Origin of the sequence: Bacillus sp. AFS012607 (assembly GCF_002558005.1) — a bacterium.
In the GTDB taxonomy this organism is placed as follows: domain Bacteria; phylum Bacillota; class Bacilli; order Bacillales; family Bacillaceae_G; genus Bacillus_A; species Bacillus_A thuringiensis_S.
The window spans coordinates 757-21,212 of record NZ_NTVM01000047.1 but is presented as its reverse complement, the minus strand read 5'-3'; the positions used below and the strand labels follow the sequence as shown (position 1 = coordinate 21,212).

The window sequence follows — 20,456 nt, the reverse complement described above, 5'->3', positions numbered from 1 at the left end:
TTAATCGTATTTCTATCAAGTGTATTAGTATAATAGAAGTTTTAAATCAAACAAAAATGGAAGGAGAATGAGGGATATGAACAGTGAACAAGTGTTTCAAGTAACAAAAACAGATTTATTAGGATCCTTAGGTGGAGCGGTAATATTAACATCATTTATTCTATTCCTTGCAAGTGTATTAGTATGATATATATAAATACAATTATTCAAAAAAAATAAAGACTCTAACGTATTAGTAAGTAGTTAATATGTTGGAGTCTTTTTTATTTTCTTCTTATATACCTTCAAGTATTAAAGTTACCCCATTATTTAGCATTCATGAATAATTAGACGCTGCGGTTGAAACTTGATTCAATGAATAATCAAAAATCCACTGAGTAAAATCCCGATTGGTGAGGGCTGATTAAAGTTTCACTTTATTTCAAAGAGAAAAAAGTCGAATTTTATATGTAAGAAAAAAAGAGGAATTTGACAGAAAAGATAGAAAATTTTAAAGGTCAGAATTTGTTAGCTTGCTAACTAATTTCTATTAATTAATGTTGGAAGCGTTTTCGGTTGGTTTTAAGTATGGACCATTTAATCTATTTACAGGGGGATGAAGATATTATGAAACAAAAATCTATGGATACGCTAGCTGCACAAATGGAGGATTTTTTTCCAGTACGTGATGTAGATCATTTGGAATTTTACGTAGGGAATGCAAAGCAATCGAGTTATTATCTTGCGAGAGCATTCGGATTCAAAATTGTGGCTTACTCTGGATTAGAAACTGGAAACCGTGAAAAGGTATCTTATGTTCTTGTGCAAAAAAATATGCGTTTCGTTGTGTCTGGAGCTTTAAGTAGTGAAAATCGTATTGCAGAGTTTGTAAAGACTCATGGTGATGGCGTGAAGGATGTGGCACTACTTGTTGATGATGTTGATAAAGCATACTCAGAAGCAGTGAAACGTGGTGCCGTCGCAATTGCTCCACCAGAGGAATTAACAGATGAGGACGGTACATTGAAAAAAGCAGTTATTGGTACGTATGGTGATACAATTCATACGCTTGTAGAGCGTAAAAATTATAAAGGGGCATTTATGCCAGGATTCCAAAAGGTAGAGTTTAATATTCCATTTGAAGAGTCTGGTTTAATTGCTGTCGATCATGTAGTTGGTAATGTTGAAAAAATGGAAGAGTGGGTTAGTTATTACGAGAATGTCATGGGCTTTAAACAAATGATTCATTTTGATGATGACGATATTAGTACAGAGTATTCGGCGTTAATGTCGAAAGTTATGACGAATGGAAGCCGTATTAAGTTTCCGATTAACGAACCAGCAGACGGAAAGAGAAAGTCACAAATTCAAGAGTATCTAGAATTCTATAATGGAGCTGGTGTACAGCATCTTGCTTTATTAACAAGTGATATTGTTAAAACAGTTGAAGCGCTTCGTGCAAATGGGGTGGAGTTTTTAGATACACCTGATACTTATTATGATGAGTTAACTGCACGAGTTGGAAAAATCGATGAAGAAATTGATAAGCTAAAAGAATTAAAGATCTTAGTAGATCGTGATGATGAAGGTTACTTACTACAAATCTTTACGAAACCAATTGTAGATCGCCCGACTTTATTTATTGAAATCATTCAACGTAAAGGTTCTCGTGGATTTGGTGAAGGAAACTTTAAAGCGTTATTCGAATCAATTGAAAGAGAACAAGAGCGTCGCGGAAACTTATAAGATTTATATCCACCAGCAAAAGTCCCTTTGCTGGTGGAAATTTCATTTTTATAAGGAGGAATCAGGATGAAATTTGTTACATTTCGTCTTCCTTCAAAAGAAATACGGGCTGGATGGCTTGAAGGTGACAAAGTAATAGATATGAATCTTGCTAGTGAAGGGAGAATCCCTTCTTCTATGATGGCTTTTTTAGAGAAAGCTGATGAGTATGTAGAAGTAGTGAGGAATGTTAAGAATCCAAATAAGGGTATATATGCTTTAGAAGAAGTACAATTGACAGCTGCTCTTCCTAATCCGAGTAGTATTCGAGATTTTTACGCATTTGAACAACATGTAAAAACAGCTCGCGGACGAAGAGGACTAGATGTTGTGCCTGAATGGTACGATATTCCGGTTTTTTATTTTACTAATCATCGTGCTGTAATTGGTTCCGGTGATTTTGTAATTGGTCCGAAAAAGTCTAAAAAGCTTGATTACGAGTTGGAGATCGCTTGCGTAATAGGAAAAGAAGGGCGAAATATTTCTCGTGAGCAAGCAGAGGAATATATTTTTGGTTATTGTATTATGAACGACTGGAGTGCGAGAGACTTACAAGCAACAGAAATGAAAGTAGGTCTCGGTCCAGCGAAAGGAAAGGACTTTGCAACTTCGTTAGGAGCACATCTTGTTACGAAAGAGGAATTAGATGTTTATCGTAATGGAGATCGATATGATTTAGAAATGACTGCTCATGTAAATGGAAAACTATTATCAAAGGGAAACTTCCAAGATATTTACTATACATTTGCTGAAATGATTGAACGTGCTTCAGAGGACGTTACGTTATATCCAGGAGATGTGATTGGTTCTGGGACAGTAGGAACAGGCTGTATTTTAGAACTTGGTACAGAAGAGTGGCTACAAGATGGAGATGTTGTAGAGCTGTCGATTACTGGTTTAGGTACACTACGTAATACGATCAAAAAAGAAAAGGAAGCGAGTGATGGGCATGTTTTATCGTCACATGGGAGAACTACCTCATAAACGACATGTACAATTTCGTAAAAAAGATGGATCGCTTTATCGTGAACAGGTAATGGGAACAAAAGGTTTTTCTGGTACGCAGTCTATTTTGTATCATCACTATATGCCAACAGAAGTAGGTCATTCTGCATTATCGCATTCTTGTCAGTTGCAGTATGAAGAGGATGTTGCTCTTTCTCATCGCCACTTCCGAACGAAAGAAAATAAAAAAAGTGGTGATGCAATAAGTGGACGAAATTTCATACTTGGAAATGAAGATTTGTTAATTGGAGTAGTGAGCCCAACAGAAAAAATGGATTATTTTTATCGTAATGGTGATGGCGACGAAATGTTATTTGTTCATTATGGAACAGGGAAAATTGAAACGATGTTTGGAACGATTCACTATAGAAAAGGCGACTATGTAACGATCCCAATTGGAACGATTTATCGTGTTATTCCAGATGAAGGAGAGACTAAGTTTCTTGTTGTAGAGGCGAATAGCCAAATTACAACGCCGCGTCGTTATCGAAATGAATACGGACAATTGTTAGAGCATAGTCCGTTTTGTGAAAGAGATCTTCGTGGTCCAGAAAAATTAGAGACCTATGATGAAAAAGGCGATTTTGTCGTAATGACAAAATCAAGAGGTTATATGCACAAACATGTTTTAGGACACCACCCGTTAGATGTTGTTGGATGGGATGGCTATTTGTATCCGTGGGTATTTAATGTAGAGGATTTTGAACCAATTACAGGGCGCATTCATCAGCCGCCGCCAGTACATCAAACATTTGAAGGGCATAATTTTGTTATTTGCTCTTTCGTACCACGTTTATACGATTATCATCCAGAGTCAATTCCGGCACCATATTATCATAGTAATGTTAATAGTGATGAAGTTCTTTACTATGTAGAAGGAAACTTTATGAGTCGCAAAGGTGTGGAAGAAGGTTCTATTACACTTCATCCGAGCGGGATTCCCCATGGGCCGCATCCGGGGAAAACAGAGGCAAGTATAGGGAAGAAAGAGACACTTGAATTAGCTGTTATGATAGACACATTCCGTCCGCTTCGTATTGTAAAACAAGCACATGAAACAGAAGATGAAAAGTATATGTATAGCTGGATTGAACAAGGTTCATATACTGTGAAATAAGTAAAAAAAGCATGCTCTCAATAAGGGAGCATGCCTTTTTTTGTGGAATCGACATGTATAATAATACCAAAAAGAGTTGTCGAAAGATATATAGAAAGAATGATAAGGATAGTGCATATTCAGAAGAATTTCTACTTGTTTCGACAAAAGTATTGACTAGGAAAAGCGTAATGAGTAAAATAAAAAAGCGAATTAAAAATTTTCAGAAAATTTAAAACTTGGAGGAGTGAAAGATGAAGCAAATTTTTCAAAAGAAGCCAATTGCAAAGTTAATGCAAGAAAGTAAGCAAAAAACGTTAGCAAGAACATTGGGCGCGCTAGATTTAACTATGCTTGGAATCGGAGCAATTGTTGGAACTGGTATTTTTGTTCTAACGGGTGTTGTGGCAGCGAAACATTCTGGGCCAGCTATTATATTATCATTTGCGATTGCCGCGCTAGCTTGTGCCTTTGCTGCATTTTGTTATGCTGAATTTGCTTCTTCAGTTCCTGTATCGGGCAGTGTGTATACGTATACATACGCGACGATGGGAGAAGTATTCGCATTTTTAATTGGCTGGGATCTAATGCTTGAATATTTACTTGCTACATCTGCTGTAGCAAACGGTTGGTCTGCATATTTTCAATCTTTATTAAAGGGGTTTGGAATTCACATTCCGACTATTCTCTCCTCGGCTCCTGGTACAGGGAAGGGTGGAATAATTGATCTACCTGCAGTTCTAATTATTTTAGTGATGACAGTTCTTTTATCTAGGGGTGTTCGTGAAAGTGCACGAGTAAATAACATTATGGTATTTATTAAAATAGCAGTTGTTCTTATTTTTATCTTTGCTGGTTTTAATTATGTGAAACCTGAAAACTGGACGCCTTTTATGCCGTTTGGTTTAGATGGTGTAATGGCTGGAGCGGCTACAGTATTCTTCGCATTTATAGGATTTGATGCAGTTTCAACAGCGGCAGAAGAAGTGAAACGTCCGCAACGTGATTTACCAATTGGTATTATTGCATCGTTATTAATTTGTACAGTTCTTTATATCGTTGTTTCGCTTATTTTGACAGGAATTGTTCCATACGGACAGTTAAATATATCAGATCCAGTTGCTTTTGCACTTCAATTTATTGGACAAGATGGCTTAGCTGGAGTAATTTCAGTAGGAGCAATTACAGGAATTACAACAGTAATGCTAGTTATGATGTATGGGCAAGTTCGTGTTTCTTATGCGATGAGCCGAGATGGTTTACTGCCGAAGCGTCTTGCTAAAGTTCATCCGAAATTTAAAACGCCATTTTTAAATACATGGACAACGGGAATTATTGCGGCACTGATTTCAGGATTAATAGATTTAAATGTTTTAGCACATCTTGTAAACATGGGGACATTGTCAGCATTTGCACTCGTAGCTGTTGCGGTAATTGTAATGAGAAGAACCCATCCAGACTTACCAAGGGCATTTAAGGCTCCGCTTGTACCGTTTTTACCAGCGTTAACAGTGATTTTCTGTTTATACTTAATGCTTCAATTATCGGGGACAGCATGGATTAGTTTTGGGATATGGATGGTTATTGGTATAGCGGTTTACTTCTTATATAGCCGAAAACATAGTGCTTTAAATAATAGTAAAAAAGAAGAAGATGTTGCGAATTTATAAGCGAAAAAAATCCATTCTAATTCTGTTAGAATGGATTTTTTTTATTTGAAAATTTACATTTTTCTGAACTTATTATAAGATAATTGTTGGCTAACTAAAGGGGTGAAATGATGAAAAATACGTGGCGTGAGTTAAGGGAGATGGACCGTAACGTATGGATTCGATTTATTGGAGAGACGTTAAATGGAATTGCAATGATGATGTTAATGCCTTTTTTTGCATTATATTTAAAAGATAAGGTAGATTCGTTGTTGGAAGTTGGGGTTATTATGGCGCTTTCTCCAATTGCTGCAAGCTTTGGATCACTTATAGGAGGAAGAATTGCTGACATATATGGAAGAAAACCGATTATGATATTTTCTATGGCAAGTAATGCATTATTAATGCTCGGTTTTCTATTTATAGAAGGATTTATTCCATATGCAATTTTATCTATTTTTTTAGGATTGAGTAATTCTTTATTTCATCCAGCTGCATCAGCTATGGTCGCAGATGTAACGGCACCAGAAAAAAGAACAGAGGCATATGGTTTATTACGAATGGGACACAATATAGGTGCTGCGATTGGTCCGATAATGGGAGCATCAGTAGTTGTGTTGTCAAAGAATCTTGTGTTTATTATTGCCTCTTCTACAATGCTATTTTATGCGTTACTTGTATTACTTCTTATTCAAGAGACGATGCCAAAGAGGACAGATAAGGAAGAACATAAAGAAAAGGAATCTGGGGCAGTTTGGAAAATTGTAATGCGAGATAAGGTATTAATGATTTACTTATTAGCAGGTATTATCATTTCGATGGGGTTTTCTCAAACAGAAGGCATGTTGCCACTACATTTTGATAACGAAATGAAGCGTATTTTTGGAACGAATAATCCATATCCATATTTAATGGCGTTAAACGGACTATTAGTTGTTTTATTCCAATTTCAAATTTCAAAATGGGCTACGGATAAACCAGTCGGGAAGACGATGTTATATGGTGCATGTTTGTTCGGGATTGGATTATTTTTTATAGGGTGGTTACCGAAGTGGTTTGGAGAGTTTAATACAAATGCTACAGTTATTTTAATAACACTACTGTTCGTTTATGCTATATATACGTTAGGTGAGATGATTATGTCGCCTGTACAAATGACATTTGTAGCAAACTTGGCACCTGAGCATTTGAGAGGGACTTATATGGGCGCTGCAAGTTTGCAGTGGATTACAGGAAGCGCATTTGGTCCACTTTTGGGAGGCTTTTTATTAGATCGATTACTTGGCCACTTTCTATTTACAATTTTAGCTGTAGGATGTGTAGTTGCAGGTATTGTATATATTTCTTTAGATCGCCTTGTTGAGCAAAGGCAAAAAGATACACTAACCAAACAATCTTCTTAGTAAATAGGTGACATACACAAAAAAGGGGATTTCTACATATTTTAGGTACATAACTAGATAGGATTACCATTTCATTTTAAAATTCACCTTTGTATAGTAGTGGAATAGAAAAAGTGTAGAAAACCAATAAGTGGTGTCATTTAATTATTTGTGGAAGTTACATTTTATTTCAAATAGGAACTACCTATTTTTATAAAAAGTGCTAAAATAGAAAAATGAAAACAATTGGTTAGGGTGATTTCAGTGACAAAAATTAAATTAGGTTTATTATATGGTGGAAAATCAGCTGAGCATCAAGTTTCGTTACAGACGGCTCTTGCTGCTATTAAAGCGTTAAATCAAGATAAATTCGAGATTCATCCAATTTATATTACAGAACAAGGTCAATGGGTACGTGGTGAGCGTATTGAAGGCGAAGTAACAGATGTTGAAGCTTTAAAAATGAGTAGTGCAGAAAATGCGATTTCTCCGTTATCATTAAGTACAGAGATTATTCCATCTGCAGCTTCTGAGGAAAACGCTATTGACGTTATTTTCCCATTACTACATGGACCAAACGGTGAAGATGGAACGGTTCAAGGACTATTAGAATTGATGAATATTCCTTATGTAGGAAATGGTGTTCTAGCATCATCTGCTGGTATGGATAAAGTTGTTATGAAAAACATCTTTGCAGAGGCTGGTTTAACACAAGCAAAATATGCGTCTTTCATTCGCAGTGCATGGGAAAAAGATCGTGAGGAAGCTTATTCTAAAGTAGAAGATAAGTTAGGATATCCTTGTTTCGTAAAACCAGCAAACCTTGGTTCAAGTGTTGGTATTAATAAGTGTAAAAATCGTGAAGAACTTGAGAATGCATTTGTAGAGGCATTCCAATTTGATCGCAAAATTATTGTAGAAGAAAATATTGTAGGTCGTGAAGTAGAAGTGGGGGTACTAGGTAATGATGAGCCGAAATGTTCAGTTGTAGGTGAAATCGTTCCGAAAAAGGACTTCTATGATTATAAGTCGAAATATATCGATGGTGATACGGCGTTAATTATTCCAGCTGAAATGATAGAAGAAGAATCTGATGTGATTAAGCGTGATGCAATTATTGCGTTCCAATCATTAGATGGTGCAGGCTTAACGCGAGCTGATTTCTTCTTAACGAAAGACGGAGAAGTGTATATTAACGAAGTAAACACTATGCCAGGATTTACACCGTTTAGTATGTTCCCTCTATTATGGCAACATACTGGGTTACCGTATCCAGAGTTAATCGAAGAGCTAATTCGTTTAGCGATTGAACGTCACGAAGAAAAACAAAAAATTAAATATACAATCTAACAAAAAAAGGAGGAAGCACTATTCGTAGGAATAGTGCTTCCTCTATGTAAGGAGCGTTTCTATATGATAAAGCGAATGTTAAAGCAAGTAGAACAGATGGTAAATGGTACTGGATTAGCAGAGCAATATGAGGGAACTATTATTCAAGGCGTGTCTATTGATACGAGAAAAATTGAAAAAGGAAACTTATATGTTCCGATTCAAGGGGAGCGTTTCGATGGACATGCTTTTGTAGATAAAGCAGTTGAAAATGGAGCTGTAGCTACATTATGGATGAAAGATGTAGCAAATCCACCCGAGAATCTTCCGGTTATTTTTGTAGAAGATACGCTATCTGCACTGCAAATGTTAGCGAAAAACTATCGCGATCAATTGGATGTTAAAGTTGTTGGTGTGACAGGTAGTAACGGTAAAACATCCACGAAAGATATTGTGACAAGTATTCTCGCGACTAAGTTCAAAGTTCAAAAAACAGAAGGAAATTTCAATAACCATATTGGGTTACCTCTCACTATTTTAAACTTAGAAGAAAATACAGAAGTAGCTGTATTAGAAATGGGTATGTCAAGCCGAGGAGAGATTGAATTTTTATCTAAGTTAGCTCGTCCTAATGCAGCTATCATTACGAATATTGGTGAGGCACATTTAATGGATTTAGGATCTCGTGAGGCAATTGCTGAAGCGAAATTAGAAATTGTTACAGGGTTACAAGAAGGTGGCGTGTTCGTATATAATGGAGATGAGCCGTTATTAACGAATCGTGTTCCTGAAATGAATTTAGCAGCAGAAACAGTTACGTTTGGTGATGCAAGAGCCAACGATTACTATCCAACAACTGTAACATTACAGGCAACTGGGACACATTTTAAAATGAATAGAGATGAAAATATTTCATTCTACCTACCGGTGTTAGGAAAACATAATGTGTACAATACACTTGCTTCAATGGCAATTGCGACACATTTTGGGGTGACGTGGGAAGAAATGAAACAAGGTTTAGTAACACTTCAAATGACGGGCATGCGTATGGAGATTGTAAAAACGGATAGTGGATTAACAATTATCAACGATGCTTATAATGCAAGTCCGACGGCTATGGAGGCAGCATTCCATTTAATGAATGGTTTAGATGGATTTACTAAAAAAATCGTTGTGCTCGGTGATATGTTAGAACTTGGAAATCAAGAAGTGCAGTTCCATTATGAGGTAGGTAAATTAATCGATCCAGCAAAAATCGCACATGTATTCACATACGGTAGATTAGGAGCTCAAATTGCTGAAGGAGCGAAAATTAATTTCCCTAATGAACGTGTAAAGGCGTATGATAATAAAGAAGAGTTAGTAAGAGATTTACAAGCGGTAGTCGATGCCAAAGATGTTGTATTAATAAAAGCATCTCGCGGTATGAAATTAGAAGAAGTAATTACGATGTTGAAATAATTGGTGTATATAAATAGGGATGATAGTCACGAAAATAGAAGAAACTTATAATAAGCGCTTACAGTAAATGATAAAAAAATAAAAGTAAAGAAAAAGGCCCTTAATATAAAATAAGGTAACAGTTGGGTTTGCTTTTTACACATACAAAACTTATAATTGATAAAGTGTAATAACGTTTAGAAGTATTTTCGTGAAGAATATACGCCCGGTTATATACGTGAGCATTCAGGAAAAGGGCTTTTCCGCAAATTCGGAAAACGCCTTTTTTTAAATGATAAGTATAGGATAGAAAAGGAGAAGTAACATTGACAACATTTCGAGAATTAGGATTAAGTGAGTCTTTACTGCAATCGGTTGAAAGTATGGGCTTTGAAGAGGCTACGCCGATTCAAGCTGAAACAATTCCACATGCATTGCAAGGTAAGGATATTATTGGGCAAGCGCAAACAGGTACAGGGAAAACAGCAGCATTCGGATTACCACTATTAGATAAAGTGGATACAAATAAAGAAGCAGTTCAAGGTATTGTTATCGCGCCAACGCGTGAATTAGCAATTCAAGTTGGAGAAGAGCTATACAAAATTGGTAAACATAAACGTGTTCGTATTCTACCAATTTATGGTGGTCAAGATATTAACCGCCAAATTCGTGCTCTAAAAAAACACCCACACATTATTGTTGGTACGCCGGGTCGTATTTTAGATCATATTAACCGTAAAACACTTCGCTTACAAAACGTAGAGACTGTTGTTCTTGATGAAGCGGATGAAATGTTAAACATGGGCTTCATTGAAGATATTGAAGCGATTTTAACAGATGTGCCAGAAACACATCAAACATTATTATTCTCAGCGACAATGCCAGATCCAATCCGTCGTATTGCTGAGCGTTTCATGACTGAGCCTCAACACATTAAAGTAAAAGCAAAAGAAGTAACAATGCCAAACATTCAGCAGTTCTATTTAGAAGTGCAAGAAAAGAAAAAGTTTGACGTGTTAACACGCTTACTAGATATTCAATCTCCAGAGCTTGCGATCGTATTTGGTCGTACAAAGCGTCGTGTTGATGAATTATCAGAAGCATTAAACTTACGTGGTTATGCAGCAGAAGGTATTCATGGTGACTTAACACAGGCGAAACGTATGTCTGTATTACGTAAATTTAAAGAAGGTGCTATTGAAGTTCTTGTTGCAACAGACGTTGCTGCACGTGGTCTTGATATTTCAGGCGTAACACACGTATACAACTTCGATATCCCACAAGATCCAGAATCATACGTTCACCGTATCGGTCGTACTGGCCGTGCAGGTAAAAAAGGTATTGCAATGTTATTTGTAACACCACGTGAATCAGGACAATTAAAAAATATCGAGCGTACAACAAAACGTAAAGTTGATCGCATGGAAGCACCGACACTTGATGAGGCATTAGAAGGTCAACAACGTTTAATCGCTGAAAAACTTCAAAGCACGATTCAAAATGAGAACTTATCATACTACAAGCGTATTGCAGAAGAAATGTTAGAAGAGAATGACTCTGTAACAGTAGTAGCTGCTGCTTTAAAAATGATGACTAAAGAGCCGGATACAACTCCGATTGCTTTAACATCAGAACCACCAGTTGTTTCAAGAGGTGGCGGTTCTAAAAAACGTGGCGGTAACGGAGGCGGATACCGTGATGGTAACCGTAATCGTAGTCGTGATGGACGCGGTGGTGGCGATGGTCGTAACCGTGATGGACGTAATCGTGACGGAAACCGTGATCGCAATCGTGATGGAAACCGTGATCGTAATCGTGATGGTGGTAGTCGTGGTCGTAGAGGTGAAGGTCAAGGTCGCCCAGGATCTTCAAATGGACGCGGCGAAAGAAAACATCATAGCCGTCCACAAGCTTAATAAAAAAAGAGAATGCCCTTTGCGGGCATTCTCTTTTTTTATTTCTGTAATTGTGCATACTACATAGTAGTTATGATAGAAAAGGGGCTGTTATATGCTTGTAAGGCTTGGTTACGTTGCGATGAGTGTGCATTTGAAGAATGCATCCCCATCTCAAACGATGACGTACGCACAGTTTCAGAAAATAGATGATCGTGATGCTGCAATTCGTAAACTTGAAAGAATTGCTAATTCCAATTTGGAAAATTGTTTGCGTTTATTAAAGCATAATAAGGGACATGACATATCTTTCTTTCGGCTTAGTTCTAAGCTCATTCCTTTAGCGAATCATGAGGAATTGTTAGAGTGGAACTATATTCGTCCTTTAAAAGAAAAATTGAAAGAATTAGGTGAATATGCAATTCATATGAATATGCGAATTGATTTTCATCCAGATCATTTTGTTGTACTAAATTCACCTGAGGAGAGTGTTTTCAAACAATCTGTAAAGACATTGCAGATGCACAAAAAATTATTAAAAGGCATGGGGATTGAACATAAGCAACGATGTGTACTACATGTTGGAGGAGGGTATAAAGATAAAGAACTTGCATTAGAGCGTTTTATAGAGAATTGGTCTAATGTCCCAAGGGGTATTCAAGAAATGATTATATTAGAAAATGATGATACAACTTTTACGTTAGAGGAAACATTATATTTAGGAGAAAAATTAGATATTCCCGTCGTGTTTGATTTGCATCACCATATGATGAATAATGAGCAAGAAGATTGGTATGAAGATTGGGCACGTGTTGTTCATACGTGGGAAACATCTTTGTTGCCAGTTAAAATGCATATCTCTAGCCCTAGAGAGGGAAAAGATCCAAGAGCTCATGCAGATTATATTAATGTAGACGCATTTTTATCTTTTTTAAGAAGGATAAAGGGAAGTGTTCCGCAAATTGATTGTATGATTGAGGCGAAGATGAAGGATGAGTCTTTATTTCAATTAATGAGGGATTTAAGCGAACAGGTAGATGTAGAAATTATCGATGGTGCAAGCTTTTATATTAAATAAGCTTTGCGCCATCGTTTTTTTTGGTTAAAAAAGGAGTTAAAATGCCGCCGGTTATTAAACCTGTTAAATGACTGATCGGATTGGCGGAAGGGTTAAAGAAAGTAAATAGCAGTAATAGAAGTATCATAATTGAGAAAATGGCAATTTCTTTTGGTTGTGAAGAGCGGTAACGATTGTACAATAAAAATAATTGTGCGCCTAATAGTCCGAAAATCCCACCTGATGCACCTGCGTGAATATATTCAGGTGGCATAATAATATAAGAAGAAATATTTCCAGAAATTCCAGAAATAAAAAATAGAATAAAAAAAGAAAAGTGTCCGAGTTGCTTTTCGATAGAAGAACCAAGTGCAAACAAAAAAATACTATTAGAAAGAAAATGTTGTAAGTCTACGTGTACCAGAAGGGAAGTTATGACACGCCACCATTCTCCTTTAGCGATATATTCATTAGAGGCTGCCAGTGGGAAGAGGAAAAAGTCGCCTAATATCATCAGGACTAAGTGAATAAGAAGTAAGGTGAGAATAGTCGATTGTAAAGAAATCTGAGTGGATCTTATTAGCATACGGTTACTATCACCCCTTTTGCATCAGAAAGATTCTCTGTTATTCTTATCAATATGAAAGAAGAAAGTTAAATAGAAGAAGGGGATTTTGAAATGATTATAGGGATTGGAATCGATATTATTGAATTAAATCGTATTGAAAAAATGCTAGATGGAAAGCTTAAATTTATGGAACGTATTTTAACGAAAAATGAACGTAATGTTGCTATGGAGCTGAAAGGAAGTCGCCTTACAGAGTTTGTAGCTGGAAGATTTGCAGCGAAAGAGGCATATTCAAAAGCTGTAGGTACTGGTATCGGGAAAGAAGTGAGCTTTTTAGATATTGAAGTGAAAAATGATGAAAGAGGTAAGCCGATTCTGATTACAAGTACAGAGTATGTTGTTCATTTATCAATTAGTCATAGTAAGGAATTTGCTGTTGCTCAAGTTGTTTTAGAAAGCTCGTCACGCTAGTCTGCATATTTTATATCTTTGTCTCATATATTTGAGGTAGCGATAAGGAAGGTACATCTTCCATTCATTTATAGGGGCAAAGGGGCTGAAGTGATGAAAAGGCGTCTGTTTTTAGTTCTTGTCGGTTTGTTGACCGTTTTTGTATTGGCGGGTTGTGTGGAAAAGAAACAAGATGATGTCGTGAAAGATTTAGAAGCGAAAGTAAAAGGGATGAAAAGTTATCAAGCTGAAGCGAAATTATCTATTAAAACAGGAAATGAGCCTCAGGAGTATAACGTAGAAATTTGGCATAAGGAACCGTCTTTTTATCGTGTGAATTTAAAGAATGCAAAAAAAGATCAGAGCCAAATTATTTTAAGAAATGAAGAAGGTGTATTTGTATTAACGCCAGCACTTAATAAGAGCTTCCGTTTTCAAAGTGATTGGCCGCAAAATAGCAGCCAGGCTTATTTATATGAATCACTTGTAAGAGATATTTTGCAGGATAAGAAAAACCTTACTTTCGAGAAAACAGATAAGTATTATATTTTTAAAACAAAAACAAACTATCAACATCAAAATATGTTGCCGAAACAAGAGATTACACTGAAGAAGAGCGATTTGACTCCAGTTTCAGTGAAGTTAATGGATAATGATCAAAATGTTCTTGTAAAAGTAGATTTCTCTAAGGTAAAATTCGATGCGAAATTTGATAAAGGTGCATTTGATACGAAACAAAATATGTCTAGAGCGCAGGTAGATGTTCAAACAACAGCGAAAGAAGACAAACCGTTTGCTACTTTGTATCCGCTTGATACACCACAAGGTATGACTCTGCAAGATGAAAAAGAGTTGAAGACAGACAGTGGCAAGCGTGCGATACTCACATACACTGGAAATAAGAAATCCTTTACTTTAATACAAGAAAAGGCAAAAGTTGCAGAGGCTTCATCAGCGGTAAGTGTAAGTGGAGAACCGGTTGATCTTGGGTTTACGATTGGTGCGTTGACGAAAGACTCTGTAACGTGGTCGCATAACGGAGTAGAATATATGCTCGTGTCTAAAGGTTTAGAGCCGAAGGAGCTGTTAATGGTTGCTCGTTCAGTTACAGCGAAGCAGGTGAAGTAAACTTCTTAGACGTGGTGATATATGTGCACCACGTCTTTTCTTAGTTTGAAGGTGGATTTCATAAAAGAAGCATATAAAAGAATAAGCTTCGCATATCGTGTATAAGGAAGTGTATTTATGGAAGAAGCACCATTTTATCGTGACACGTGGGTGGAAGTGGATTTAGATGCCATTTATAACAACGTTACACATATTAAAGAGTTCATCCCAAGTGATGTAGAGATTTTTGCTGTAGTTAAAGCGAACGCATATGGGCACGATTATGTACCGGTTGCTAAAACGGCATTAGAAGCGGGTGCAACAAGGTTAGCTGTTGCTTTTTTAGATGAAGCTCTAGTGCTTCGGAGGGCTGGTATTACTGTGCCGATTTTAGTGTTAGGTCCCTCGCCGCCGCGTGATGTAAATGTAGCTGCTGAAAATGATGTAGCGCTAACTGTTTTTCAAAAAGAATGGGTGGACGAAGCAATTAAACTTTGGGATGGTTCATCTGTAATGAAATTTCATATTAATTTTGATAGTGGTATGGGGAGAATTGGAATACGTGAAAGAAAAGAGCTGAAAGAATTTTTAAGGAGTTTAGAAGGTGCACCGTTTTTAGAGTTAGAAGGAGTATACACGCATTTTGCAACGGCAGATGAGGTTGAGACTTCGTATTTTGATAAGCAATATAACACGTTCTTAGAGCAGTTAAGTTGGTTGAAAGAATTCGGAGTGGATCCTAAGTTTGTCCATACAGCTAATAGTGCTGCCACGTTACGTTTTCAAGGGATTACATTTAATGCAGTGCGAATTGGGATTGCAATGTATGGATTATCTCCTTCTGTAGAAATACGTCCTTTTTTACCATTTGAATTAGAACCGGCGCTATCACTGCATACGAAAGTAGCTCATATTAAACAGGTGATTAAAGGTGATGGAATTAGTTATAACGTCACTTATCGAACGAAAACTGAAGAATGGATCGCGACTGTAGCGATTGGTTATGCAGATGGATGGCTTAGAAGATTACAAGGATTTGAAGTGCTTATAAATGGTAAAAGGGTACCGATTGTAGGGCGAGTAACAATGGATCAGTTCATGATTCATCTTCCTTGTGAAGTGCCGCTTGGTACGAAAGTTACGCTTATTGGAAGGCAGGGAGATGAGTATATTAGCGCTACAGAGGTTGCGGAATATTCAGGGACTATTAATTATGAAATTATTGCAACGATCAGTTTCCGTGTGCCAAGAATATTTATACGGAATGGTAAGGTTGTAGAGATAATTAATTACTTGAACAATATATAGAAGGTAGCATGATTGCTTCTTGTCATTGGAGTGACTGTTCATTGCTGGATAATAAGCTCTTTTTGATGAGAAGCTTTTTACTTATAATCATTTTTTATATAAGTTACACGTAAGTTTTGAAGAGGAGTTCTATTGTTTTTAGTTAGTTATGAGATAAAAAATTTAAGAAGATGAATGTTTTGTTTGTGAATTGGAAAACATAAGCAAGGAATAAGGAAGTCTTTGCAACAGGCTCCATACAATGGTATTATTACAATAGGTGTCATATATATATATTTGGGTGTGTAGTTGACGGTGGAGGTGTATTTTTGTGTCCGAATCAAGTGTAACTACTGAAATCGTGGTTCGGTTGCCAAAGCAAATGGTAACGGAATTGGACGGAATTGGAAAACAAGAGAATAAGAATCGCCATGAACTAATTTGCCAGGCAACACAATTGTTATTGCGTCAACATAAGACGAAGAAACGCTACCAACATGAATCAATGCGACGTGGGTATATTGAAATGGGAAAAATTAATCTTGGTATTGCATCTGAAGCTTTCTTAGCGGAGTATGAAGCAGCTCATACAGTAGAACGCTTAGTTAGCGGGGGGTAATATTTTGATTGTAAAACGCGGCGACGTGTATTTTGCAGACCTTTCCCCAGTTGTTGGTTCTGAGCAAGGAGGCGTTCGTCCGGTTCTTGTCATTCAAAATGACATCGGAAATCGTTTTAGTCCAACGGTGATTGTAGCGGCTATTACTGCACAGATTCAAAAAGCGAAATTACCCACTCATGTGGAAATTGATGCGAAAAAGTATGGTTTTGAGAGAGATTCTGTTATTTTACTTGAGCAGATTCGAACAATCGATAAGCAACGCTTAACGGACAAAATCACTCATTTAGATGAAGTGATGATGAGTCGTGTAGATGAAGCGTTACAAATTAGTTTAGGACTAATAGATTTTTAAATCGGCAGTTTAAGTTGCTCTCTTTGAAGGGCAACTTTTTTTATTATAGAGGAGGTTACGGTTGTATATGGAAATGGTAGATAATCGACAAGCGTTAATGAAAATGTTAGTGAAAGAATTAGGCTTTAGCGAAAAGCAAGTTCGTCATGTTATTCAATTAACAGAAGAAGGTAACACAGTTCCATTTATTGCTCGTTACCGAAAAGAATGGACAGGCTCTTTAGATGAGGTGCAAATTCGTGCGATTTTAGAGAGATGGCAATATATGATGCAACTTGAAGATAGGAAGGAAGAAGTTATTCGTCTTATTGGTGAGAAGGGAAAACTGACAGGAGAGCTAAGGCTGCAAATTGTTAAAGCTACAAAGTTGCAGGAAGTAGAAGATTTATATCGTCCATATAAAGAGAAAAGAAGAACGAAAGCAACGATTGCAAAAGAAAAAGGGTTAGAACCGTTAGCTGAATGGTTATTGTTATATAAGAAAGAAGATTCGGCTAAAAAGGCAGTGGAATTTATTAATGCAGAGAAAGAAGTGCAATCTGCAGAAGAAGCTTTACAAGGTGCACAAGACATTATTGCAGAAATGATTTCAGATGAAGCTACGTATCGTAGTTGGATTCGAAATATTACTTTTAGAAAAGGTATTATGTCTTCGTCTGTAAAAGGTGAAGAAAAAGATGAAAAGAATATATATGAAATGTATTACAGTTATGAAGAACCATTGCAAAAAGTAGTACCACATCGTGTATTAGCAATGAATCGCGGTGAGAAAGAAGATATATTGAGAGTTTCTGTTGTCCCACCAGTAGATGAGATATTAAATTTCTTAAATAAGAAAGTAATTCGTGATAACGATTCTAAAAGTGCGCATTATGTACAATTAGCGATTGAAGATGGTTATAAACGATTAATTCAATCTTCAATTGAAAGAGAAATTCGTAAAGAATTAACAGAAACAGCTGAAGAACGAGCGATACATATTTTCTCTGAGAACTTACGTAACTTATTATTACAACCTCCGATGAAAGGGAAAGTCGTGCTAGCGGTAGACCCGGCATATAGAACTGGTTGTAAATTATCTGTAGTAGATGATACGGGGAAAGTACTACATATTGATGTTATTTATCCGCATCCGCCTGTTCGTAAATATGATGACGCAAAAACGAAAGTTCTTTCTATTATAGATAAATATCAAGTTGAAATGATTGCAATTGGTAATGGGACAGCATCTAGAGAAACAGAGGAATTTATAGTAGATGTATTGCAAAGTGTGAAACAGGAAGTCTTTTATATTATTGTAAATGAAGCGGGTGCTAGTGTATATTCAGCTTCTGATTTAGCTCGTGAAGAATTCCCAAATTTACAAGTTGAAGAGAGAAGTGCTGTTTCTATTGGAAGACGTCTGCAAGATCCACTGGCTGAACTTGTGAAAATTGATCCTAAATCAGTTGGAGTTGGACAATACCAACATGATGTATCTCAAAAGAGATTGAATGAGTCATTAACATTTGTAGTAGAGACAGCTGTGAACCAAGTTGGGGTTAATGTAAATACGGCTTCGGTTGCATTGTTACAATATGTTTCAGGTTTATCGAAAACTGTTGCGAAAAATATTGTGGCAAAGAGAGAAGAGGATGGGAAATTCACAAAGCGCACGGAATTAAAGAAAATCCCACGTTTAGGTGCAAAGACGTACGAACAATGTATAGGTTTCTTGCGTATATTAGAAGGAGCGAATCCATTAGATCGGACAGGTATTCATCCTGAACAATATAAAAATGTTGAATTGTTATTGAAGAGTTTAGGGTTATCGATAGATGACGTAGGACAACCGCAATTACAAAAGAGATTGGAAGAAGTAGAGATTTCTAAGTTGTCTCAAGAAACGGGAGTTGGGGAGCCGACGTTAGTTGATATTATAGATGCACTCATTAGTCCAGAACGAGATATGAGGGATGAGTTGCCTAAACCACTTCTGAAAAAAGGGATTTTGAAATTAGAAGATTTAAAACGTGGTATGGAACTAGAAGGAACAGTGCGTAACGTTGTTGATTTTGGTGCTTTTGTTGATGTTGGCGTAAAGCAAGATGGTTTAGTGCATATTTCTAAGCTTAGCAAACAGTTTGTAAAGCATCCGTTAGATGTTGTATCAGTAGGACAAATTGTAAAAGTATGGGTAGATGATATTGATACAAAAAAAGGACGCGTTGCACTATCTATGTTGCCGATTGAATAGTAAGAGAAGAGAGCAGATAAAACTGCTCTTTTTTTATAGAATAAAAAGTGTAATGGATCATGAGTTTTGATGTATTTTGCTATAATAAAACCAGCATTCATTTAGCAATTTAATTTGATACCGGTTTTTTTCGAAATATGCACGTTGCATCTGTTTCTTTAGCCACGTAGGCATAGGAATCCCTCCTTGTTTAATCCTACTCTCAAAAATCTAAAGTACTATTAATGAGAGGTTGGTGAGTGGATTTCTATTCATGTTGTGTTTTTAGAAACCACGCGTCTTGAATGAGGATGGGTATATGTACTATTTAATATATGTATAAGAAGCGTGAAAAGTGTAAAAATATTTTTTTGTTTAGGAGGAATGAGAATGGACGAGAAAGAAATTCAACGGCTAGTGGAAGAAGTATCGCTACAATACTTCGGAATGCCATTTTTACATAAAGTAAAGTTCAATAGTAGGTTGCGTACAACTGGCGGGCGTTATCTGTTGAAGAGTCACAATGTTGAACTGAATTATCGATATTACGAAATGTATGGTAAGGAGGAATTAATCGGAATCATCAAACATGAACTGTGTCATTATCACTTGCATATTACAGGAAGAGGGTATAAGCACAGGGACAGAGATTTTCGTGAGTTGTTAAAGAAAGTTGATGCACCTCGTTTTTGTAAACGAATGATTAATGAAGAGAAGGAAAAAAAGATTTATAAGTATGAATGTATGGAGTGTTTACTTCAATATGTAAGAAGGCGTCAAATAAATACAAAAAGATATGTCTGCGGAAAGTGTAAAGGGAAACTCAAACCGATATCGAAAACATCTTGACAGTAAAAACGCAATCCAGTATATTATAAACATGTCACGTTTGAACAAGATGTTGTTAAAAACTTCTTGACTTACAGAAAGAAATTTTATAAGATACAAATTGTCTTCATTATTCCGCAGTAGCTCAGTGGTAGAGCTATCGGCTGTTAACCGATCGGTCGTAGGTTCGAGTCCTACCTGCGGAGCCATACAGAGAAGTACCCAAGTGGCTCAAGGGGCTCCCCTGCTAAGGGAGTAGATCGCTAACGCGGTGCGAGGGTTCGAATCCCTTCTTCTCTGCCATACATATTGGCCCGTTGGTCAAGTGGTTAAGACACCGCCCTTTCACGGCGGTAACACGGGTTCGAATCCCGTACGGGTCACCACTTCGGAGGATTAGCTCAGCTGGG

At 36.7% G+C, this 20,456-nt stretch carries 19 protein-coding genes and 3 tRNA genes; 20 read left to right on the top strand and 2 right to left on the bottom strand.

From position 1 onward, the window contains the following. The first annotated feature begins 76 nt into the window (after positions 1-76). The 10 genes from CN409_RS29865 to uvsE all read left to right on the top strand — a co-directional run bounded on the left by CN409_RS29865 (position 77) and on the right by uvsE (position 12,638). Entirely contained in the window at positions 77-187 is a 111-nt protein-coding gene (locus tag CN409_RS29865; RefSeq protein ID WP_001083691.1) for a DUF3948 family protein, read from the top strand. Positions 188-606: 419 nt separating this feature from the next. After that, positions 607-1,725 carry a 4-hydroxyphenylpyruvate dioxygenase gene (gene hppD, locus CN409_RS29860; protein WP_000810920.1) on the top strand — a complete coding sequence of 373 codons (1,119 nt, stop codon included), beginning with the start codon at positions 607-609 and terminating at the stop codon, positions 1,723-1,725. 66 nt (positions 1,726-1,791) lie between these two features. Further along, positions 1,792-2,748 carry a fumarylacetoacetate hydrolase family protein gene (locus CN409_RS29855; RefSeq protein WP_000673996.1) on the top strand — a complete coding sequence of 319 codons (957 nt, stop codon included), beginning with the start codon at positions 1,792-1,794 and terminating at the stop codon, positions 2,746-2,748. Further along, positions 2,714-3,886 (top strand): homogentisate 1,2-dioxygenase, encoded by a 1,173-nt coding sequence (locus CN409_RS29850; protein ID WP_012614724.1) that lies wholly within the window; start codon positions 2,714-2,716, stop codon positions 3,884-3,886. Before CN409_RS29855 ends, CN409_RS29850 begins: the two co-directional genes overlap by 35 nt. Before the next feature lie 233 nt (positions 3,887-4,119). Next, complete coding sequence (gene bcaP / locus CN409_RS29845; RefSeq protein ID WP_000809361.1) at positions 4,120-5,535, top strand: branched-chain amino acid transporter BcaP; 1,416 nt, start codon at positions 4,120-4,122, stop codon at positions 5,533-5,535. Between the two features lie 110 nt (positions 5,536-5,645). Further along, on the top strand, positions 5,646-6,917 hold the full coding sequence (locus tag CN409_RS29840; RefSeq protein WP_000799722.1) for an MDR family MFS transporter: 1,272 nt from the start codon (positions 5,646-5,648) through the stop codon (positions 6,915-6,917). Positions 6,918-7,160: 243 nt separating this feature from the next. Beyond that, positions 7,161-8,246 carry a D-alanine--D-alanine ligase gene (locus CN409_RS29835; protein WP_097981096.1) on the top strand — a complete coding sequence of 362 codons (1,086 nt, stop codon included), beginning with the start codon at positions 7,161-7,163 and terminating at the stop codon, positions 8,244-8,246. 63 nt (positions 8,247-8,309) lie between these two features. After that, on the top strand, positions 8,310-9,686 hold the full coding sequence (gene murF, locus CN409_RS29830) for a UDP-N-acetylmuramoyl-tripeptide--D-alanyl-D-alanine ligase (protein WP_000595968.1): 1,377 nt from the start codon (positions 8,310-8,312) through the stop codon (positions 9,684-9,686). Positions 9,687-9,991: 305 nt separating this feature from the next. Then, positions 9,992-11,581: a degradosome RNA helicase CshA gene (gene cshA / locus CN409_RS29825; RefSeq protein ID WP_000206602.1), complete on the top strand. Its 1,590-nt coding sequence runs from the start codon at positions 9,992-9,994 to the stop codon at positions 11,579-11,581. A gap of 94 nt (positions 11,582-11,675) precedes the next feature. Beyond that, complete coding sequence (gene uvsE, locus CN409_RS29820) at positions 11,676-12,638, top strand: UV DNA damage repair endonuclease UvsE (RefSeq protein ID WP_000961146.1); 963 nt, start codon at positions 11,676-11,678, stop codon at positions 12,636-12,638. Here uvsE and CN409_RS29815 read toward each other — a convergent pair. Continuing rightward, entirely contained in the window at positions 12,631-13,203 is a 573-nt protein-coding gene (locus CN409_RS29815) for a rhomboid family intramembrane serine protease (protein WP_000908529.1), read from the bottom strand. The two genes, uvsE and CN409_RS29815, sit on opposite strands and share 8 nt — an antisense overlap. A gap of 93 nt (positions 13,204-13,296) precedes the next feature. Between CN409_RS29815 and acpS the strand changes: the two genes are divergently transcribed. The 6 genes from acpS to CN409_RS29785 all read left to right on the top strand — a co-directional run bounded on the left by acpS (position 13,297) and on the right by CN409_RS29785 (position 19,239). Next, entirely contained in the window at positions 13,297-13,656 is a 360-nt protein-coding gene (gene acpS, locus CN409_RS29810; protein WP_000583423.1) for a holo-ACP synthase, read from the top strand. A 156-nt stretch (positions 13,657-13,812) separates the two neighbouring features. Next, positions 13,813-14,763, top strand: a complete 951-nt coding sequence (locus CN409_RS29805; RefSeq protein WP_002084009.1) for a LolA family protein — start codon at positions 13,813-13,815, stop codon at positions 14,761-14,763. Between the two features lie 117 nt (positions 14,764-14,880). Further along, positions 14,881-16,050 carry an alanine racemase gene (gene alr, locus CN409_RS29800; protein ID WP_000390595.1) on the top strand — a complete coding sequence of 390 codons (1,170 nt, stop codon included), beginning with the start codon at positions 14,881-14,883 and terminating at the stop codon, positions 16,048-16,050. 310 nt (positions 16,051-16,360) lie between these two features. Then, positions 16,361-16,648: an antitoxin EndoAI gene (locus CN409_RS29795; protein ID WP_000004570.1), complete on the top strand. Its 288-nt coding sequence runs from the start codon at positions 16,361-16,363 to the stop codon at positions 16,646-16,648. 4 nt (positions 16,649-16,652) lie between these two features. Beyond that, complete coding sequence (ndoA, locus tag CN409_RS29790; RefSeq protein WP_000635965.1) at positions 16,653-17,003, top strand: type II toxin-antitoxin system endoribonuclease NdoA; 351 nt, start codon at positions 16,653-16,655, stop codon at positions 17,001-17,003. Between the two features lie 67 nt (positions 17,004-17,070). Then, complete coding sequence (locus CN409_RS29785) at positions 17,071-19,239, top strand: Tex family protein (RefSeq protein WP_140153325.1); 2,169 nt, start codon at positions 17,071-17,073, stop codon at positions 19,237-19,239. Positions 19,240-19,296: 57 nt separating this feature from the next. Here CN409_RS29785 and cmpA read toward each other — a convergent pair whose 3' ends face one another. Beyond that, on the bottom strand, positions 19,297-19,413 hold the full coding sequence (gene cmpA, locus CN409_RS29780) for a cortex morphogenetic protein CmpA (protein WP_001143640.1): 117 nt from the start codon (positions 19,411-19,413) through the stop codon (positions 19,297-19,299). A gap of 195 nt (positions 19,414-19,608) precedes the next feature. Here cmpA and CN409_RS29775 point away from each other — a divergent pair, with 195 nt between their 5' ends. The 4 genes from CN409_RS29775 to CN409_RS29760 all read left to right on the top strand — a co-directional run bounded on the left by CN409_RS29775 (position 19,609) and on the right by CN409_RS29760 (position 20,432). Then, the gene (locus CN409_RS29775; protein WP_000343552.1) at positions 19,609-20,067 is read left to right on the top strand and encodes a SprT family protein; all 459 of its coding nucleotides are present in this window, start codon (positions 19,609-19,611) and stop codon (positions 20,065-20,067) included. A gap of 113 nt (positions 20,068-20,180) precedes the next feature. After that, a tRNA-Asn gene (locus tag CN409_RS29770) sits at positions 20,181-20,255 on the top strand. Positions 20,256-20,258: 3 nt separating this feature from the next. After that, positions 20,259-20,349: transfer RNA gene (locus tag CN409_RS29765), tRNA-Ser, on the top strand. 8 nt (positions 20,350-20,357) lie between these two features. Next, a tRNA-Glu gene (locus tag CN409_RS29760) sits at positions 20,358-20,432 on the top strand. Positions 20,433-20,456 lie beyond the last annotated feature (24 nt).